The organism is Pseudomonas sp. 2FE (genome assembly GCF_005503735.1).
In the GTDB taxonomy this organism is placed as follows: domain Bacteria; phylum Pseudomonadota; class Gammaproteobacteria; order Pseudomonadales; family Pseudomonadaceae; genus Aquipseudomonas.
In genome coordinates this window covers 1-17,769 of the sequence record NZ_SCMO01000011.1, presented here as the reverse complement: position 1 = coordinate 17,769, position 17,769 = coordinate 1, and the positions used below count along the sequence as shown (strand labels likewise).

Sequence of the window (17,769 nt, the reverse complement as noted above, 5' to 3'; positions counted from 1 at the left end):
TGTCGTCGGCGCCGGGTTGCTTGGGCGGCGTCGGGGGCACACCGCCAGCCATTGCTCCGGCTTCTGCGGCAGCCTTGAGGAGCTGCAAGATTTTGCGCGGGCGATGGCCGATAGATGGTCGCTATAGGCGGTACTGGTTGCGCGGTTCATGTAAAAGCCTCCAGTCACGGCGAAAGGCGGATTCTGCAAAAGCGAGGCAAGCATGGTGAAAGGGCAAATGCAGGGTATTGATCAGGATCAAGGTTCATCCAGTAGCACGAAGGCACACAGCAGTACGCAGACGGGCGAGTGGTTATGGAGCCGGCCGCAAGGCACGACAGAGGCCTGCCTGATTCTCGCCCACGGGGCAGGCGCGGCGATGGATAGCCCGTTTATGCAGGGTATGGCGGAGCGCCTGGCGGCGCGTGGCGTGGCGGTGCTGCGCTTTGAGTTCGCCTATATGGCCGCGCGGCGTGCGGATGGGCGCAAGCGGCCGCCCAATCCGCAGGCGCAATTGCTGGACACCTGGCGCCAGGTCTATGCGCAGGTGCGCCAGGAGTTCAGCGGGCCTGTGGCGATCGGCGGCAAGTCGATGGGTGGACGGATGGCGAGCATGCTGGCCGACGAGCTGGGAGCGGCTGCGCTGGTTTGCCTCGGCTATCCGTTCCACGCCATCGGCAAGGCGGACAAACCGCGGGTGGCGCATCTGGCCGATCTGCAGACGCCCACGCTGATGGTGCAGGGCGAGCGCGACGCCATGGGCGATCGCCAAGCTGTGGCCGGTTACAGTCTGTCGGCGGCGATTCAACTGCATTGGCTGGTGACCGGAGATCATGACCTGAAACCGCTCAAGGCCTCGGGGCTGACCCATGAGCAACACCTGGATGATGCGGCGGATGCGGTGGCGTTTTTTTTGCGGAATAGCCCCTAACTAGATTTGAACGGCTCCACATTTTTAGCACGGTAAAAACGACGGGCTGCCCCCTGCAGCCCGCCCGTCACCACGGCTTCTGCGATTAACCGGCGATCAATTGCCGCAGCACGTAATGCAGAATGCCGCCGGCCTTGAAGTACTCGACCTCGTTGAGGGTGTCGATGCGGCACAGCACTTCGAAGTTTTCGCGGGTGCCATCCTCACGGCTGACTTCCACCATGAGGTTCATCAGCGGGTGCAGCTCGACGCCATCCAGCCCGTAGATGCCGAGCTTTTCCTTGCCGGTCAGTTGCAGGGTTTTGCGATCCTGCCCCGCCTTGAACTGCAACGGCAACACGCCCATGCCCACCAAGTTGGAGCGATGGATACGCTCGAAACTTTCGGCGATCACCGCCTTCACACCGAGCAGGTTGGTGCCCTTGGCCGCCCAGTCGCGGGATGAGCCGGTGCCGTACTCCTTGCCGGCGACCACCACCAGCGGGGTGCCTTCCTCTTGGTAACGCATGGAGGCGTCGTAGATCGCCAGCTTCTCGCCGCTCGGCACGTGCAGGGTGTTGCCGCCTTCCTCGCCGCCGAGCATTTCATTGCGGATGCGGATGTTGGCGAAGGTGCCGCGCATCATCACCTCATGGTTGCCGCGCCGTGAGCCGTAGGAGTTGAAGTCCTGCGGTTCCACGCCGTGCTCACGCAGGTAGCGCCCGGCAGGGCTGTCCGCCTTGATAGTGCCGGCCGGCGAGATGTGGTCGGTGGTCACCGAATCGCCGAGCAGGGCGAGGATCCGCGCCTGGTGGATGTCGCCGATGTGCGGTGGCGCGTCGGCGATATCCTCGAAGAACGGTGGGTGCTGGATATAGGTGGAGTCGGCCTGCCAGGCGTAGGTAGCCGCTGTTGGTACCTGGATCGCCTGCCATTTCTCGTCACCGGCGAAGACCTCGGCGTACTCCTTGTGGAACATGCGGGTGTCGACGTTCAGGATGGCCTCGGCGATTTCCTGCTGGCTGGGCCAGATATCGCGCAGGTACACCGGTTTGCCGTCATGGCCTTGACCGAGCGAGTCTTCGCTGAGGTTGATCCGCACCGTACCGGCAAGGGCGTAGGCCACCACCAGCGGCGGGGAGGCCAGCCAGTTGGTTTTCACCAGCGGATGCACGCGGCCTTCGAAGTTACGGTTGCCGGAGAGTACCGAGGCGACGGTCAGGTCGGCCTGCTGGATGGCCTTCTCGATGGGCTCGAGCAACGGCCCCGAGTTACCGATGCAGGTGGTGCAGCCATAGCCGACCAGATCGAAGCCAAGGGCATCCAGATACTGGGTCAGTCCCGCCGCCTTGAAGTACTCGGTGACCACCTTGGAACCGGGGGCCAATGAGCTTTTCACCCAAGGTCTGCGTTGCAGGCCTTTCTCTATGGCTTTTTTCGCCAGCAGGCCGGCGGCCATCATCACGCTGGGGTTGGAGGTGTTGGTGCAGGAGGTGATGGCGGCAATCACCACCGCGCCGTTCTGCAGCCGGTGGGTTTGGCCGTCGTCCTGATAGTCGATGCCGTTACCGACATCTTTGCTGCCGGCGGGTTTGAGCTGCAAGCCGATGAACTCATCGAAGGCCTGTTTGACGTGGGGCAGCGAGACGCGATCCTGCGGGCGTTTCGGCCCGGCCAGGCTGGCCTCGACAGTGCTTATATCCAGTTCCAGGGCGTCGGTGAATGCCGGTTCCTGGCCTGGCAGGCGCCACAGGCCCTGGGCTTTGCTGTAGGCCTCGACCAGGGCCACGGTTTGCTCCGGGCGGCCGGACAGGCGCAGATAGCCGAGGGTGATCTCGTCCACCGGGAAGAAACCACAGGTCGCGCCGTATTCCGGCGCCATGTTGGCGATGGTGGCGCGGTCGGCCAGCGGCAGTGTGGCCAGGCCGTCGCCATAGAATTCGACGAATTTGCCGACCACCCCCTTCTTGCGCAGCATCTGGGTGACGGTGAGCACCAGGTCGGTGGCGGTGATGCCTTCTTTCAGTTGGCCACTGAGTTTGAAGCCGATCACCTCGGGAATCAGCATCGACACCGGCTGGCCGAGCATCGCGGCTTCCGCTTCGATGCCGCCGACGCCCCAGCCGAGAATGCCGAGGCCGTTGATCATGGTGGTGTGCGAGTCGGTGCCGACCAGGGTGTCGGGGAAGGCGTAGGTCTTGCCGTCTTCCTCCTTGGTCCAGACCGTGCGGCCGAGGTACTCCAGGTTGACCTGGTGGCAAATGCCGGTGCCCGGCGGCACCACGCTGAAGTTGTCGAAGGCATGCTGGCCCCAGCGCAGGAAGGCGTAGCGCTCGCCGTTGCGCTGCATCTCGATCTCGACGTTCTGCTCGAAGGCCGAGGCGCTGGCGAATTTGTCGACCATCACCGAATGGTCGATGACCAGGTCGACGGGGGAGAGTGGGTTGATCTTCTGCGGGTCGCCACCGGCCTTGGCCATGGCGGCACGCATGGCGGCCAGATCGACGACGGCCGGCACGCCGGTGAAGTCCTGCATCAAGACGCGGGCCGGCCGGTACTGGATTTCGCGCTCCGAGTTGCGGGTCTTCAGCCAGGCCGCCAGGGCCTTGAAGTCATCGCCGCTGACGGTTTTGTCGTCCTCCCAGCGCAGCAGGTTTTCCAGCAGGACTTTCAGCGACATCGGCAGTTTGTCGAGATTGCCGAGCGTTTTCGCGGCTTCCGGCAGGCTGTAATAGAGGTAGGTGTGGCCGCCGACTTCGAGGCTGCGGCGGCAGTTCAAGCTATTCAGGGACGGCATTGCGCATCTCCTCGTCGCCCACAGGGGCGGGCCTGGCTGAGCGGAGCTGTTGTTTGACGCTAGGTCTTCAAGCTAGCCCTGCGCGGGCGGTCTCGCCATCTAACTGGACTGCCGGGCGGCGCCTGGGTTCCCAACTCCGCTATCATGCGCCGCTTGAGGAGAATCGCTAATGAACTGTTTGTTGTTGCACTGCCGCCCCGGTTTTGAAAATGAGGTGTGTGCGGAGATCGCCGAGCACGCCGCGCGCCTGGAGGTGGCGGGTTACGCCAAGGCCAAGCCGAACAGCGCCTGCGCCGAATTCATCTGCACCGAGGCCGATGGCGCCGAGCGGCTGATGCGAGGGCAGCGCTTCGCCCAACTGATTTTTCCGCGGCAGTGGGCGCGTGGGGTGTTTATCGACCTGCCGGAAACCGACCGGATCAGCGTGCTGCTCAAGCATCTGGCGGATTTTCCCACGTGCGGCAGCCTGTGGCTGGAAGTGCTGGATACCAACGACGGCAAAGAACTGTCGAATTTCTGCAAGAAGTTCGAGGCGCCACTGCGCAATGCGCTGAAGAAGGCCGGCAAGCTGGTCGAGGATGTGACCAAGCCGCGCCTGCTGCTGACCTTCAAAAGCGGCCGCGAGGTGTTTTTCGGCCTGGCCGAGGCGAACAACTCCGCCCTTTGGCCGATGGGTATCCCGCGTTTGAAGTTCCCGCGTGAGGCACCGAGCCGTTCGACCCTCAAGCTGGAAGAGGCTTGGCACCAGTTCATCCCGCGGGACGAGTGGGACGTGCGCCTGGCCCCGGCCATGACCTCGGTCGATCTGGGCGCTGCGCCTGGTGGTTGGACCTGGCAGCTGGTCAACCGGCACATGAAGGTGACCGCGGTGGACAACGGACCTATGGCGCAAAGCCTGATGGATTCCGGCTTGGTCGAGCACCTCAAGGCCGATGGCTTCCTGTTCAAACCGCGCAAGCCGGTGGACTGGATGGTCTGTGACATAGTCGAGAAGCCCGCGCGCAACGCCGCGCTGCTGGAAACCTGGATCGGTGAAGGGCTGTGCCGCGAGGCGGTGGTCAACCTCAAACTACCGATGAAACAGCGTTACGCCGAAGTGCGGCGCCTGCTCGAACGCATCGAGGACGGCTTCGTCGCGCGCGGCATCAAGGTCGCCATCGGCTGCAAGCAGCTCTATCACGACCGCGAAGAAGTGACCTGCCACCTGCGGCGCTTGGGCAAGTAGTGCAACTCATCTGACTGCGGCATCAATCTCTTATCTGATTACGCACCAAGACCAGTCACCTCACAGATCCACTGCTATGGCTTCTGTGTGGATAACCAGTGGCGGCGCTGATATGTCACGCAATCGAATCCAGTTCCAGCCCGGTCTGGTGAGCGGCCAGGGAGGCGCGGGCGCGGTGCGGAGCATAGGGTTCCCTTTATCGCTGTTGTGCAGACGAGTACGGAGGGGCATCCGCCGTACCTGCAGCATCAGGCCTTCCAGCTCAAGCACGCCCCAGGCTATCTGGCCGAGTTCGAATATCGCTTCAATCGCGGCTTCGATCTCGGCTCGATGATAGAGCGCTTCAGTTATGTCGCTTCGCGGACGCCAGCCTACAGAGCTAGGTAAACGAATTAATCAGACGGGCCACTGGTCCGCAGTTATCCCACCGGCAGCGGCGCGAAGAGTGCGTCGATGTCGCTTGGCTGCAGTTGCCAGTCACCTTTGCCGTTGCTTTCCAGTACGCCGGCGGCGAGGGCGGCTTTTTTCTGTTGCAGTTGCTGGATTTTTTCCTCGACGGTGCCCCGGGCGATCAGCTTGTAGACGAACACCGGCTTGTCCTGGCCGATACGGTAGGCGCGGTCGGTGGCTTGGTTTTCCGCGGCCGGGTTCCACCAGGGGTCGTAGTGGATCACGGTGTCGGCGGCGGTCAGGTTGAGGCCGGTGCCGCCGGCTTTCAGGCTGATCAGGAACAGCGGTACCGCGCCGCTCTGGAACTGCTGTACCGGGGTGCGGCGGTCCGTGGTTTCGCCGGTGATCTGCACATAGGCGATGTCGCGGCGCTGCAGCTCTTCTTCGATCAGCGCCAGCATCGAGGTGAACTGCGAGAACAGCAGCACGCGGCGGCCTTCGGCGAGTAGCTCCTCGAGCATTTCCAGCAGGCTGTCGAGCTTGCCGGAACTGCCGCTGCGGGGCTTTTGCGGGTTGACGGCGCTTTTCACCAGACGCAGGTCGCAGCAGACCTGGCGCAGTTTCAGCAGGGCTTCGAGGATGACGATCTGGCTGCGGGCCAGACCCTTGCGGTCGATTTCCTCGCGGACCTTCTTGTCCATCGCCAGACGCACGGTTTCGTAGAGGTCGCGTTGCGCTTCGCTGAGTTCGACCCAGTGGACGATTTCGCTCTTGGCCGGCAGTTCCTTGGCCACCTGGTCTTTCTTGCGCCGCAGCAGGAAGGGTTTGATCCGCGCATTGAGGTGGGCGAGGCGGGCACTGTCGCCGTGTTTTTCGATAGGCGTGCGGTAGTCGCGGGTGAAGCCTTTGCTGTCGCCGAGCCAGCCGGGCATGAGGAAGTGGTACAGCGACCAGAGTTCGCCCAGGTGGTTTTCCAAGGGCGTGCCGGACAGGCACAGGCGCTGCCGGGCGTCGAGCTGGCACGCGGCCTGGGCGGCTTTGCTGGCGGGGTTCTTGATGTATTGCGCCTCGTCGAGGATCAGCAGGTGCAGGGGCTGCGCTTTCAGCCGTTCGAGGTCGCGAGGCAGCAGCGCATAGGTGGTCAGTAGCAGGTCGAAGTCGGCCAGTCTAGCGAAGTCCTTCTGCCGCCCCGGGCCGTGCAGGGCGAGCACGCGCAGGTCCGGGGCGAAGCGCGCGGCTTCGTCCTGCCAGTTGGGGATCAGGCTGGTCGGCATCACCGCCAGAGCCGGGCGGTCGAGGCGCCCGGCGTGTTTTTCCGTGAGCAGATGCGCCAGGGTCTGCAGGGTCTTGCCCAGGCCCATGTCGTCACCGAGGATGCCGCCGGCTTCCAACTCGCGCAGGGTTTGCATCCAGCCGAGGCCTTCGAGCTGGTAGGGCCGCAGTTCGGCCTGCAGGCCCGGCGGAGCGCTGGCGGCGACGCTCTGGCAGTCGCGTAGGCGGTGGGCGAATTCACGCAGGCGTTCGCCGCCTTGCCATTCCAGATCCAGGGCGTCCAGCGCGCTCAGGCGGGCGGCGTCCGGGGCGCTCAGGCGCAGGGTAGGGCTCAGCGGCTGGTCGCGCAGATACAGCTCGCCGAGGGTGGCGAGAATCGACTTGAGGCGGCCAAGGGGCAGCACCACCTGTAGCGGCCGGCCGTCTTCCTGGCGCACGCTGTCGAGCTTGAGGTGCAGCAATTCGTCGTCGCTGCGCAGTTGCAGGGTGCTCGCGCTGAGCAATTGCGGGTTTTGCCGGATCAGTTTCAGCAGCACCGGCAGCAGGCTGATGCGTTGGCCATCGACCAGGATGCCCAGGGCCAGATCGAACCATTCGCGTTCTGGCGACTCGTCCAGTTCGGCATACCAGGCGTCCACCGGGGTCAGGTCGAAGACAAAGCCGGGCTTGATCTCGATCTGCCAACCCTGCTTGCGCAGTTGCGGCAGCCCCTGTTGGGCGAAGTCGAGCCAGTCTGCTTCGCTGGCCAGGTCGAACATTTCCGCCGAGTCTTTGGGCAGGGCCTGGCTTTGCCGCAGGGCAGGGCGCATGCCAAGCCGTTCCAACTGCTGGCGCAGCGCGCGCTCGGCCTTGGGCTGGCGGGCGATGCTGAGGATTTCCGCGCGGTCGACGCTGCGAATCCGCTCGCCAGCGGCCACCTTCTTGCCGTGAACGCGGGCGCCGGCATAGACAAAACTCAGGCCGGCACGATGCTGATATTCGCTGCTTATACGCCCGGTGCGCGGTTGATAACCGCTGAACAGGTGGCTGCCGAGGCTCAGGTGTGGCACCGGTAGCAGATCGTCGAGCAGTCGCTCCTGCGGTGCGCAGGGGAGCGGAACCTGGGGCGCCAGCTCGTGCAGCGACAGGCTGAACAGTTCGACCTCGGTGGCGCTGACGCTCGGTGCCTGACTCAGATGGCTGGCCAGGCGCGCGGGCAGGTCATGCTGCAGCGGGCCGATCTGGCCGGTTTCGAGATCCAGGTAGTGCAGCGGCTCGACCGCCGTGAGTACCTCCAGGTTGGTTCCCCCGTCGACTTTCCAGGTCGGGCAATAATCGCCGTTCCTCATGCTTTGCCAGGTGAAGTGTGCCTGGCGCGGTTCGCCGCTGCGCAGGGGTCGGTCGTCTTCGAGGTCGAGGAACAGCCGGCCAGTTTCCAGCAGCCGGGCGAGGATTTCACCGCCGCTGGCGCCATTCAGGTCGAGTCGGTTGTCGTAGCGGTAGCTGTTGTCCTTGCTGCTGTAAGCCAGACGGGCGATGCGCAGATCCAGCGGCAGTAGGAAGCGTGGCTCGCGTTGGATCGCCTCGCGCAACGAGGAGTACGGCTTGATCTCCGCCAGGCTGCCGTCCTTGCGCAGGCGCACCTTGTACAGCTCGATCAGCAGGTCGGGAACCAGCTGGTAATACAGGCGTGACAGTTCGCCCGGCGGGTAGGCGTTGGCGTCGGGGCGGTCGGCCTTAGGCAGCTGTTGCAGCCAGCTCTGCAGTGAGCCGGACAGCTTGGGCGTGGCAGGCGCAGTCGCCGTCTGACTGGGCGACTGCTGTAGCAGATGCAGCAACACCGCGACGCAGTGCTTGCAGTTGTAGCCGACCGGGCAACTGCAGCGGCCGATCAACGGCGCGCCCGGGGTGCCGAGGAGTATCTGCTGCTCGTAGCGCTGCGTACCCGAGCCGCGGCAGTTGGCCCTGATCAGGTTGTCCTCGCAGGCGAGAATCACCACCCGCTTCTGCTGCGCATACTCCTGGCCACGGGTCAGCGCGCCGCGGTCGAACTCGTCGGTCCAGGCGTGTTGCCTCAGCTGTTCAAGGGTAGAGCGCATCGGCCAAGTCTTACAGGGGGGATACTTTGATCAGCAGGCCGAGGCTGCCGTGGTCGAGGAAGGTCAGTTCGCCGGTCTTCAGGCGGGTGCCTTGCTTGAGGCGTTCGCTGCCGCTGAGCAGGCCGTCGGCGTCGAACTGATTGATCCAGAAATCGCTTTCCAGGTCGACAAAGCGCATCTGTTTCAGGCTTAGCGTGCCTTCCACCGGAAAGTGGCCGAACTGCTGCTGGCCGCTCGACAGGGCGATTTTCGTCGGGGCTTCGCCGACGTTCTGCTGCCAGGCCTGATGCAGCAATACCTGATAGCCATTGGCGGCGGTGAGCTTGGCCGCCTCGGCGTTCAGGGCTGTGCCGCGCTCACTGCCCGCGGCTAGTGCTTGGGCGTCGGCGGCCCAGTCATCCGGAGCGGTCTGGCTGGCCGGAATCGGTTCGCCAGCCTGGCGGAAAAGGATCAGCTCGACCTGATACAGGCCGTCGGCGAAGGCAGTCGGGGCGATGAGGGTCAGCAACAAGGCGAGGCAATGGAGGGCACGCATGAATCAGTCCTTTTTATGTAGGGCAATTCGCCTAGAGGCGTCGTGAGCGAGCGCAACAGCTTCTAGGTGGATTTACGGGGTCAGGCGCTCGAAGAGCGCCTCGAGTGTATTGAAGCGCTCTTCTGGGCGCTCCATCGGCACCTGGAATTTAAACTGCGTGGCGCCTTCGAACTTGTAACGCTTCGGTTGGCCCTGGATTAATTTGATCAGTACCAATGGATCGACCTGGGTGTCGGCGGCAAATTCTATCCGTCCACCCTGGGGGCCGGCATCGAGCTTCTTGATCCCGAGTTGCTCGGCCTGCAATTTCAGCAGGGTCAGGCGCACCAGGTTTTTGGTCGGCTCCGGCAGCAGGCCGAAGCGGTCGATCATCTCGACTTGCAGCTCCTTCAGGCTGTCCTCATCGGCAGCCGAGGCGATGCGTTTGTAGAGGATCAGGCGGCTATGCACATCAGGCAGATAGGCGTCGGGAATCAACGCCGGTACGCGCAGGTTGATTTCCGGCCCGCCGCCGAGCGGTTGCTCCAGATTGGGTTGCTCGCCTTTGCGAATGGCCTTCACCGCGCGCTCGAGCATTTCCATATAGAGGGTGAAGCCGACCGCTTGAATCTGTCCGCTCTGGCCGTCACCGAGCAGTTCGCCGGCGCCGCGGATTTCCAGGTCGTTGGTCGCCAGCAGAAAACCGGCGCCGAGATCCTGGGTGTTGGCGATGGCTTCCAGGCGTTTTTCCGCGTCCGGGGTCATCTGTTTGCGTGGTGGCGTCAGCAGGTAGGCATAGGCCTGGTGGTGGCTACGGCCAACCCGGCCGCGTAGCTGGTGCAGCTGCGCCAGGCCGAACTTGTCGGCGCGCTCGATGATGATGGTGTTGGCGCTTGGCACGTCGATGCCGGTCTCGATGATGGTCGAGGCGATCAGCACGTTGAAGCGCTTGTGGTAGAAGTCGCTCATCACCCGTTCCAGATCGCGTTCGTGCATCTGCCCGTGGCCGATGCCGATGCGCGCCTCGGGCACCAGTTCGGCGAGGTCGGCGGCGCATTTCTCGATGGTTTTTACATCGTTGTGCAGGTAGTAGACCTGGCCGCCGCGCAGCAACTCACGCAGCAGGGCTTCTTTGATGATCGGCTTCTGCTGTTCCATGACGAAGGTGCGCACCGACAACCGCCGCGCGGGCGGGGTGGCGATGATCGACAGGTCGCGCATGCCCGATACGGCCATGTTTAGCGTGCGCGGAATCGGCGTGGCGGTGAGGGTGAGGATGTCGACTTCGCTGCGCAGGGCCTTGAGCTGTTCCTTTTGGCGTACACCGAACCGGTGTTCTTCGTCGATGATGACCAGGCCGAGGTTTTTGATCTTTACATCGTCCTGCAGCAGCTTGTGGGTGCCGATGACGATGTCGATCTTGCCTTCGGCCAATTGCTGTACGGCTGCATCGACCTCCTTGTTCGACTTGAAGCGGCTCATCACTTCGACCGTTACCGGCCAGTCGGCGAAGCGGTCGCAGAAGCTGTTGTAGTGCTGCTGGGCGAGCAGGGTGGTCGGCACCAGAATCGCCACCTGCTTGCCGCTGTGCACGGCAATAAAGGCGGCGCGCATGGCCACTTCGGTCTTGCCGAAGCCGACATCGCCGCAGACCAGGCGATCCATGGGTTTCGCCGCCAGCATGTCGGCCATCACCGCGTCGATGGTGGTCTGCTGGTCCGGGGTTTCCTCGAAGGGGAAGCCGGCGCTGAAGGTGGCGTAGTCGGCCAGCGGGTCTTTAAAGGCGTAGCCTTCGCGGGCGGCGCGGCGGGCGTAGATATCCAGCAGCTCGGCGGCCACATCGCGCACTTGTTCGGCGGCCTTGCGCTTGGCCTTCTGCCAGGTTTCCGAACCGAGGCGGTGCAAGGGCGCCAGGGCGTCATCGCTGCCGGTGTAGCGGGCGATCAGGTGCAGGCTGGCGACCGGCACATACAGCTTGGCCTCATCGGCGTAGGCCAGCATGAGGAATTCAGCGGTCTGGTTGTCGACTTCCAGGGTGGCCAGGCCCAGGTAGCGGCCGACGCCATGGTCGATATGCACCACCGGTGCGCCTTCGCGCAGCTCGGTGAGGTTCTTGATCACCGCATCGCCGCTATCGCTGCGTTTTTCCCGGCGCCGGCGTTGCATCACCCGTTGGCCGAACAGCGGGCTTTCGGCGATCAGCGCTACGGCGGGTTGCTCGAGCAGTAGGCCGTCGTCCAGCGGGGCAATGCAGATCGCCAGGCGTTCGGAGCTGCCGATGAAGTCCAGCCAGCCGTCGACCGCCTGAGGGCGCAGGTGCAGGCGCGCTAGCAGCTCCAGCAAGACTTCGCGGCGCCCGGCAGACTCGGCGGTGAACAGCACGCGGCCGGGGAACTCGTCGAGGAAGCGCTCCAGCGCCGCCAAGGGTTGGTTGGCCTTGGCCTGGATCGCCAGCTCCGGCAAGTCGCGCGCGGGGAAGCGCTCGCGGCCGACGCCGGCGTCCACATCCTGTTGGCTGACGACCACGCGTGGCCAGTTCTTCAGCCGGGCGAAGCAGTCTTCGACCGGCAGGAACAGTTCAGTGGGTGGTAGCAGTGGGCGCTCAGGGTCGACGCGGCGCTCTTCGTAGCGATTACGCACGTCGTTCCAGAAATGCTCGCTGGCTTGCTCGATACCCGGCAGGGAAAACACCTGGGTGTCCGTCGGCAAGTAGTCGAAGAGGGTAGCGCTTTCCTCGAAGAACAGCGGCAGGTAGTACTCGATGCCCGCCGGGGTGATGCCGCTGTTGAGATCCTGATAGATGGGGCAGCGGCGGAAATCGACGTCGAAGCGCTCGCGAAAACGGGCGCGAAAGCCGGTCACGGCTTCTTTATTCAGCGGGAATTCGCGTGCTGGCAGCAGGCGGATGGAGTCGACCTTGTCGATCGAGCGCTGGGTTTCCGGATCAAAAGTCCGCAGCGTTTCGATCTCGTCATCGAACAAGTCGATGCGGTACGGCAGCGGATTGCCCATCGGGAACAGGTCGATCAGCGCGCCGCGCACGGCAAACTCACCGTGTTCATACACGGTGTCCACGCAGCGATAGCCGGTGGCCTCCAGGCGGGTGCGCATCTGCTCGACATCGAGTTTCTGGCCGACATCCAGCACCAGGCTGCTGCCGAGCAGAAAACGCGTCGGCGCCAGGCGGTGCAGGGCGGTGGTGATCGGCACGACCAATATGCCGTGGGTCAGCTCCGGCAGGCGGTAGAGGCTGGCGATGCGCTGCGAAATGATGTCCTGATGCGGCGAGAACAAGTCATAGGGCAGGGTTTCCCAGTCCGGGAAGTGCAGGACCGGCAGCTCGGGCGCGAAGAAACGCAGCTCCTGCTCCAGGCGTTCGGCGCTCTGGCTGTCGGCGGTCAGCAGCAGGGTGAAGCGCTTGGCCGCGCTGGCGGCCTCAGCAATAGCTAAGCTGAGCGCGGCGCCGGGCAAGTTGCCCCAGTGTTGTTTGCCCGAAGCGGCAGGTAGAGTGGGTAGATGCAATACGGACACGAGTGGTCGTGGCTCCGGTCGAGGATTGACCGGGCGGATTGTAACTATCGAAGCGATCTGCTGTCAGTGTTTCGTCCGCTGCAGATTGCCCCCAGTTGCGGGGGCCGTCATAATGTAGCCCCTTTTTTCAGCCCCTACATATGTCGAAGGTACTGCCCGTGACTCAGAAGCCTGACCAGTGTCTTGGTGAATGGATCGAACGTGAAGCGCTCGCCGAGGCGATGATTCCGCTGATCGGTCAGCTCTACCGCAATAACAATGTGGTGAGTTCGATCTATGGCCGCAGCCTGATCAACCGTTCGGTGATAGCGATCCTCAAAGCGCACCGTTTTGCCCGTCACCGCCAAGCTGACGAAAGCGAATTGTCGGTGCATGAGACTTTCGCCATTCTCAAAGAGATGAGCGCGCTCAAGCTGGGCGCCGCTTCCGTCGACCTGGGCAAGATGGTCGTCAAGTACAAAGCCGAAGCCAATGGCCGCAGCATCGAACAGTTCGTCCGTGACGAGTTGGCCGAGGTGGTTGGCAAGCAAAATGGCGCGCCGCGCAAAGGCACCGATGTGGTGCTCTACGGTTTCGGTCGGATCGGCCGCCTGCTGGCGCGGATCCTGATCGAGAAAACCGGTGGTGGCGACGGCCTGCGCCTGCGCGCCATCGTCGTCCGTAAAGGCGCGACCAATGACCTGGTCAAGCGCGCCAGCCTGCTACGGCGTGACTCGGTGCATGGTCCGTTCGATGGCACCATCACCGTCGATGAAGCCAACAACACCCTGACGGCCAACGGCAACCTGATTCAGGTGATCTATGCCAAAGAGCCGAAGGAAGTGGACTACACCCAATACGGCATCGAGAACGCGCTGCTGGTCGATAACACCGGCGTCTGGCGGGATGCCGAGGGTCTGGGTCAGCACCTGGCCTGCCCGGGTATTGATCGCGTGGTGCTGACTGCGCCAGGCAAAGGCCAGCTGAAGAACATCGTGCACGGCATCAACCATGGCGAGATCACTGCGGACGACAAGATCATTTCCGCGGCTTCCTGCACCACCAACGCCATAGTGCCGGTGCTGAAAGCGGTGAATGACAAGTTCGGCATCATCAATGGCCACGTGGAAACCGTTCACTCCTACACCAACGACCAGAACCTGATCGACAACTTCCACAAGGGCGATCGTCGCGGCCGTAGCGCTCCGCTGAACATGGTGATCACCGAGACCGGAGCCGCCACCGCGGCGGCCAAGGCGCTGCCGGAACTGGCGGGCAAGCTGACCGGTAACGCGATTCGCGTACCGACGCCGAACGTGTCGATGGCCATCCTCAACCTGAACCTGGAGAAGGCCACCACCCGCGAAGAAATGAACGAGTACCTGCGCTACATGGCGCTGCACTCGGATCTGCACAAGCAGATCGACTTCGTTAATTCGCAGGAAGTGGTTTCCACTGACTTCGTCGGCTCGCGTCACGCCGGCGTGGTCGATGCCGAAGCCACCATCTGCAACGACAACCGCGTTGTGCTGTACGTGTGGTACGACAACGAGTTCGGTTACAGCTGCCAGGTCGTGCGGGTGATGGAAGACATGGCCGGGGTCAACCCGCCAGCCTTCCCGCACTAAGCGCTCGAAGTCAGGCAAACAACAAAACGGGAGCTTCGGCTCCCGTTTTGCATTTCTGCGGTCGACAATTTCGCCTTATCCGGCTGAGCCTTCTGGCGCTCCCTCTATCCATGGGCGAGCGCCTGCGTTTCGACTGCCCGGCGTCGTTCTAACGGCGAACATGCCCTGCTTTTGTAGGAGCGGATTTATCCGCGATGCGATCCGCCGCCGAGCATCGCGGATAAATCCGCTTACAGGTTCGTGCAGCCGAGACCCTCGCGGCGTAATCGGCTTCGAGCGAAAGGCGCCCGGCGTGCCGAGCCTGTGTTGGGCGCTTTAGTCGCGGGTCAGGTGCTCGGTAATGGCCACTGCCGCTCTTCTTCAAAAGTACGCTGCATGCCTTGGGATGACAGTGACCAAGTAGAATCGTATTATCCGCGACCACTGCGACGAGCTGAGCCGGCAGCTCGGTCAGAGCACTACCCATCGCTGACTTCAAAGGGAATTGAAGATGCCTAGCGCTGTTCATTTATTAAATCGGCTCGCCAGAAGCCGTGCTTACTCCACGACGATTATCGAATCTACACGCCTCCGCATTTACCGCTACGGTAGTTCGTGGCGCCTCTGATCTCCAAAACTTATATCCAGTCAAAGCCAGGCTTTTAACTTAGCCATTGGAGATTGTTTTAAATGAGACGGTACACCGCTTTATCTGCAGCGCTATCTTTATGCCTCCTGATATCTGCCTCAATAAAAGCCGAAGAGTATTACTGGGAATACAATCACGTCACAATGCAGGGAAGAAAGTTTCCCAGCCCATGGGCCGCATGCCAGGCTGCGGCTGCAATGCCTTGGCCTCCTAACCCTGTTGGGGTTAGCGAAACGCTTTGCATGACTCTATATCCAAAAGAACATATGAGAATGTGCGGAGGCTCCGCCACAAACAGTTCTTCATGTATAACAAGAGGAGTTGTAGGGCGAAGAGGCGATTCGTGCCCTCAAGATAAAGTCTATAACCCTATAAGCGGCGAATGCGCGAACGACCCTGACAAAGGCGCCCCTGGCAATTGTTCGGGTTCAGCAAACGGTGGAGGCAATGGCCCCGGCGGCGGTAAAGGCTCTTCCCGCAAAGGGCCTGATCCCGTGACGGGCAACCCGATCAACTTCGCCGTGGGCAATAAATACCAGGAAGAACGGGATTATGCCGGTAACCAGTTGGGGTTTTCCCGTGCCTATAACAGCCTGGATGGACTCTGGCGCCACAGTTATTCGGTCAGTTTGCGACTGACGCCTTATGCCGTCGCCTTGGTGCAAGCGGACGGTCGCGAAGTCTTCTTCAAAGTCAGTGGCACCAGCATCAGCGCCCCGGCGGCCGAACTGGGCAAACTGGAAAAGACCGGGACCACCTGGGTGTACCGCTCGCCCGACAACGAGGTCTTGCGCTTTGACGATAAAGGCCGGCTGACGCGCTGGGAGTTCCCGCAGGGATACCAGCAACTGGTATACAGCGCGGCGGGGGTGAGCGTGACCGACTACCTGGGCCACAACCTCAGCTTCACCGTGCGGGCGGATGGCCAGCCGGCCAGCCTGCACGTGTCCGACCTGCACGTGGCCTACGGCTACAACGCCAACAACCGCCTGAGTCAGGTGACCCGTACGCGTGGCAACCAGAGCGAAACCCGCCAGTACCACTACGAAGACACACGTGATCCGAAGTTGCTGACCGGCATCACCGACGAGCGCGGCGTGCGCTACGCCACCTGGACGTTTGACGACAAGGGCCGCGCTGTTTCCAGCGAACACGCCGGCGGCGCGGAACACACACAAGTTGCATACAACGCGGATGGCTCCAGCACCGTGACCAATGAGTTAGGTAAGGCCACCATCTACCGCTTCGTCAGCATCGGTGGGATCAAACGGGTCAGCGCCATCGAAGGCGAGCCTTCGGCCAACTGCCCCAACAGCAACTCGACCTTCACCTACGACGCCCGTGGCCTGCTCAAGACCAAGACCGACAACAAAGGCTTCGTCACCACTTACGATTACAACGAGCGCGGCCTGGAGGTTGCCCGAACCGAAGCCGTTGGCACGCCGCAGGCCCGTACCATCAGCACCGCCTGGCACCCGACACTGTTCCTACCGGTGACTGTCACCGAACCGAGGCGGATCACCAGCTACAGCTACGACGCCCAAGGCCGGCAGCTCAGCCAGACTCAGACCGATCGCTGATTTCAGAAGGACCTGAAACATGAATAAGACTCTGCACCGCGCGAGCCTGCTCGCGCTCGCCCTGACCAGCGCATTGAGCTGGCCCTCCACCCAAGCCGTCGAGCGCAGCTGGAGCTACAGCTACACCAGCCAGGGCCTGATCGAAACGGCCGACGGCCCGCGTACCGACGTCCAGGACATCACCCGCTACGCCTATGACGGGCAGGGGCATCTGACCAGCGTCACCAACGCCCTCGGCCATCTCACCCAGCTGTCGAACTACGACGCCGACGGCCATCCACAGAGCATCACCGACGCCAACAACGTCAGCACCAGCCTCACCTACGCCCCGCAGGGCTGGCTGGCCTCGGTCAGCACGGCCGGCAGCACCACATCCTTCGAGCACGACGCCGTGGGCCAGATCACCAAGGTCACCCGCGGTGACGGTAGCTGGCTGACCTACAGCTGGGACGATGCGCGCCGCCTCACCGCCATCAGCAATAACCTCGGCGAAACCGTCGAATACGATCTGGACGCCATGGGCAACCGTACCGCGCAACGGATCAAGGACGGCTCCAACAACCTCACCCAACAGCAGCAGTGGGCCTACGACGAACTGGGCCGCCTGCTCCGTTCGGTCGGCGCCGCCGGGCAGACCAGTCGCGTCCAGTACGACCTCAACGACAACCCCACCGCCCTGACCAATCCCAAGCAGAACAGTCACGTCCGCGCCTACGATGCCCTCGACCGTCTGGTCGCCAGCTCCGATCCGCTGAACGGGGTCACCGCCCTGGCCTATGACGCCCAGGACCACCTGACCCAGGTCAGCGACCCGCGCGGCGTCACCACTCGCTACGTCTACGACGGCCTCGGCAACCTGACTCAACTGAGCAGCCCGGACAGCGGCACCACGACCTATGCCCACGATGCCGCCGGCAATGTGATCAAAAAGACCGATGCCCGTGGCCTGGTCACCCTTTATAAGTACGACGCCCTCAATCGCCTCACCGCGCGCACTTATCCGGCCAAGCCCGCGCTGAACGTCACCTACGCCTATGACATGACCACCGGCGGCAACTCCGGCATCGGCCGGCTCACGGCCCTCAAAGACTCCGGCGGCCTGATCGGCTACAGCTACGACGCGCGCGGTAACCTGACGCAGCAGATCCGCTCATTGACGGTCGCCACGCTGCCCAAGGATGAAAGCCTCAAGTACGCCTACGACGCTGCCAACCAACTGACCGGCATCGGCTACCCCGGCGGCTTCAGCGTCACTTAC

General features: G+C 62.9%; 8 protein-coding genes and 2 pseudogenes. 6 read left to right on the top strand and 4 right to left on the bottom strand.

Going from position 1 to position 17,769, the window contains the following annotated elements; genetic code table 11:
• Nucleotides 1-202 precede the first annotated feature (202 nt).
• Nucleotides 203-910, top strand: a complete 708-nt coding sequence (locus FFS12_RS15510) for an alpha/beta family hydrolase (RefSeq protein WP_256657398.1) — start codon at nt 203-205, stop codon at nt 908-910.
• Between the two features lie 85 nt (nt 911-995).
• Here the strand turns inward: FFS12_RS15510 and acnA are convergent, their stop codons facing one another.
• Nucleotides 996-3,686: an aconitate hydratase AcnA gene (acnA, locus tag FFS12_RS15505; protein ID WP_137888012.1), complete on the bottom strand. Its 2,691-nt coding sequence runs from the start codon at nt 3,684-3,686 to the stop codon at nt 996-998.
• Nucleotides 3,687-3,855: 169 nt separating this feature from the next.
• On the opposite strand from acnA, the gene rlmM reads away from it, so the two are divergent.
• Together rlmM and FFS12_RS20495 are read left to right on the top strand one after the other, a co-directional pair.
• Nucleotides 3,856-4,911 (top strand): 23S rRNA (cytidine(2498)-2'-O)-methyltransferase RlmM, encoded by a 1,056-nt coding sequence (rlmM, locus tag FFS12_RS15500; RefSeq protein ID WP_137888010.1) that lies wholly within the window; start codon nt 3,856-3,858, stop codon nt 4,909-4,911.
• A 261-nt stretch (nt 4,912-5,172) separates the two neighbouring features.
• A pseudogene (locus tag FFS12_RS20495) lies at nt 5,173-5,298 on the top strand (IS1595 family transposase); the annotation flags it as partial.
• A gap of 32 nt (nt 5,299-5,330) precedes the next feature.
• On the opposite strand, the gene FFS12_RS15495 reads toward FFS12_RS20495, so the two are convergent.
• The 3 genes from FFS12_RS15495 to mfd form a co-directional block, all read right to left on the bottom strand.
• Nucleotides 5,331-8,651, bottom strand: coding sequence for a DEAD/DEAH box helicase (locus tag FFS12_RS15495; RefSeq protein ID WP_137888008.1), 3,321 nt, complete (start codon nt 8,649-8,651; stop codon nt 5,331-5,333).
• Nucleotides 8,652-8,661: 10 nt separating this feature from the next.
• Nucleotides 8,662-9,186 carry a CsiV family protein gene (locus tag FFS12_RS15490; protein ID WP_137888006.1) on the bottom strand — a complete coding sequence of 175 codons (525 nt, stop codon included), beginning with the start codon at nt 9,184-9,186 and terminating at the stop codon, nt 8,662-8,664.
• Nucleotides 9,187-9,258: 72 nt separating this feature from the next.
• Nucleotides 9,259-12,696 carry a transcription-repair coupling factor gene (gene mfd, locus FFS12_RS15485; RefSeq protein WP_137888004.1) on the bottom strand — a complete coding sequence of 1,146 codons (3,438 nt, stop codon included), beginning with the start codon at nt 12,694-12,696 and terminating at the stop codon, nt 9,259-9,261.
• Between the two features lie 140 nt (nt 12,697-12,836).
• Between mfd and FFS12_RS15480 the strand changes: the two genes are divergently transcribed.
• The 3 genes and pseudogenes from FFS12_RS15480 to FFS12_RS15470 all read left to right on the top strand — a co-directional run.
• Complete coding sequence (locus tag FFS12_RS15480) at nt 12,837-14,303, top strand: glyceraldehyde-3-phosphate dehydrogenase (RefSeq protein WP_137888002.1); 1,467 nt, start codon at nt 12,837-12,839, stop codon at nt 14,301-14,303.
• A gap of 1,122 nt (nt 14,304-15,425) precedes the next feature.
• Nucleotides 15,426-16,511 carry a DUF6531 domain-containing protein gene (locus FFS12_RS15475; protein WP_171011895.1) on the top strand — a complete coding sequence of 362 codons (1,086 nt, stop codon included), beginning with the start codon at nt 15,426-15,428 and terminating at the stop codon, nt 16,509-16,511.
• A 19-nt stretch (nt 16,512-16,530) separates the two neighbouring features.
• Nucleotides 16,531-17,769 (top strand): annotated as a pseudogene (locus FFS12_RS15470) (RHS repeat protein); the annotation flags it as partial.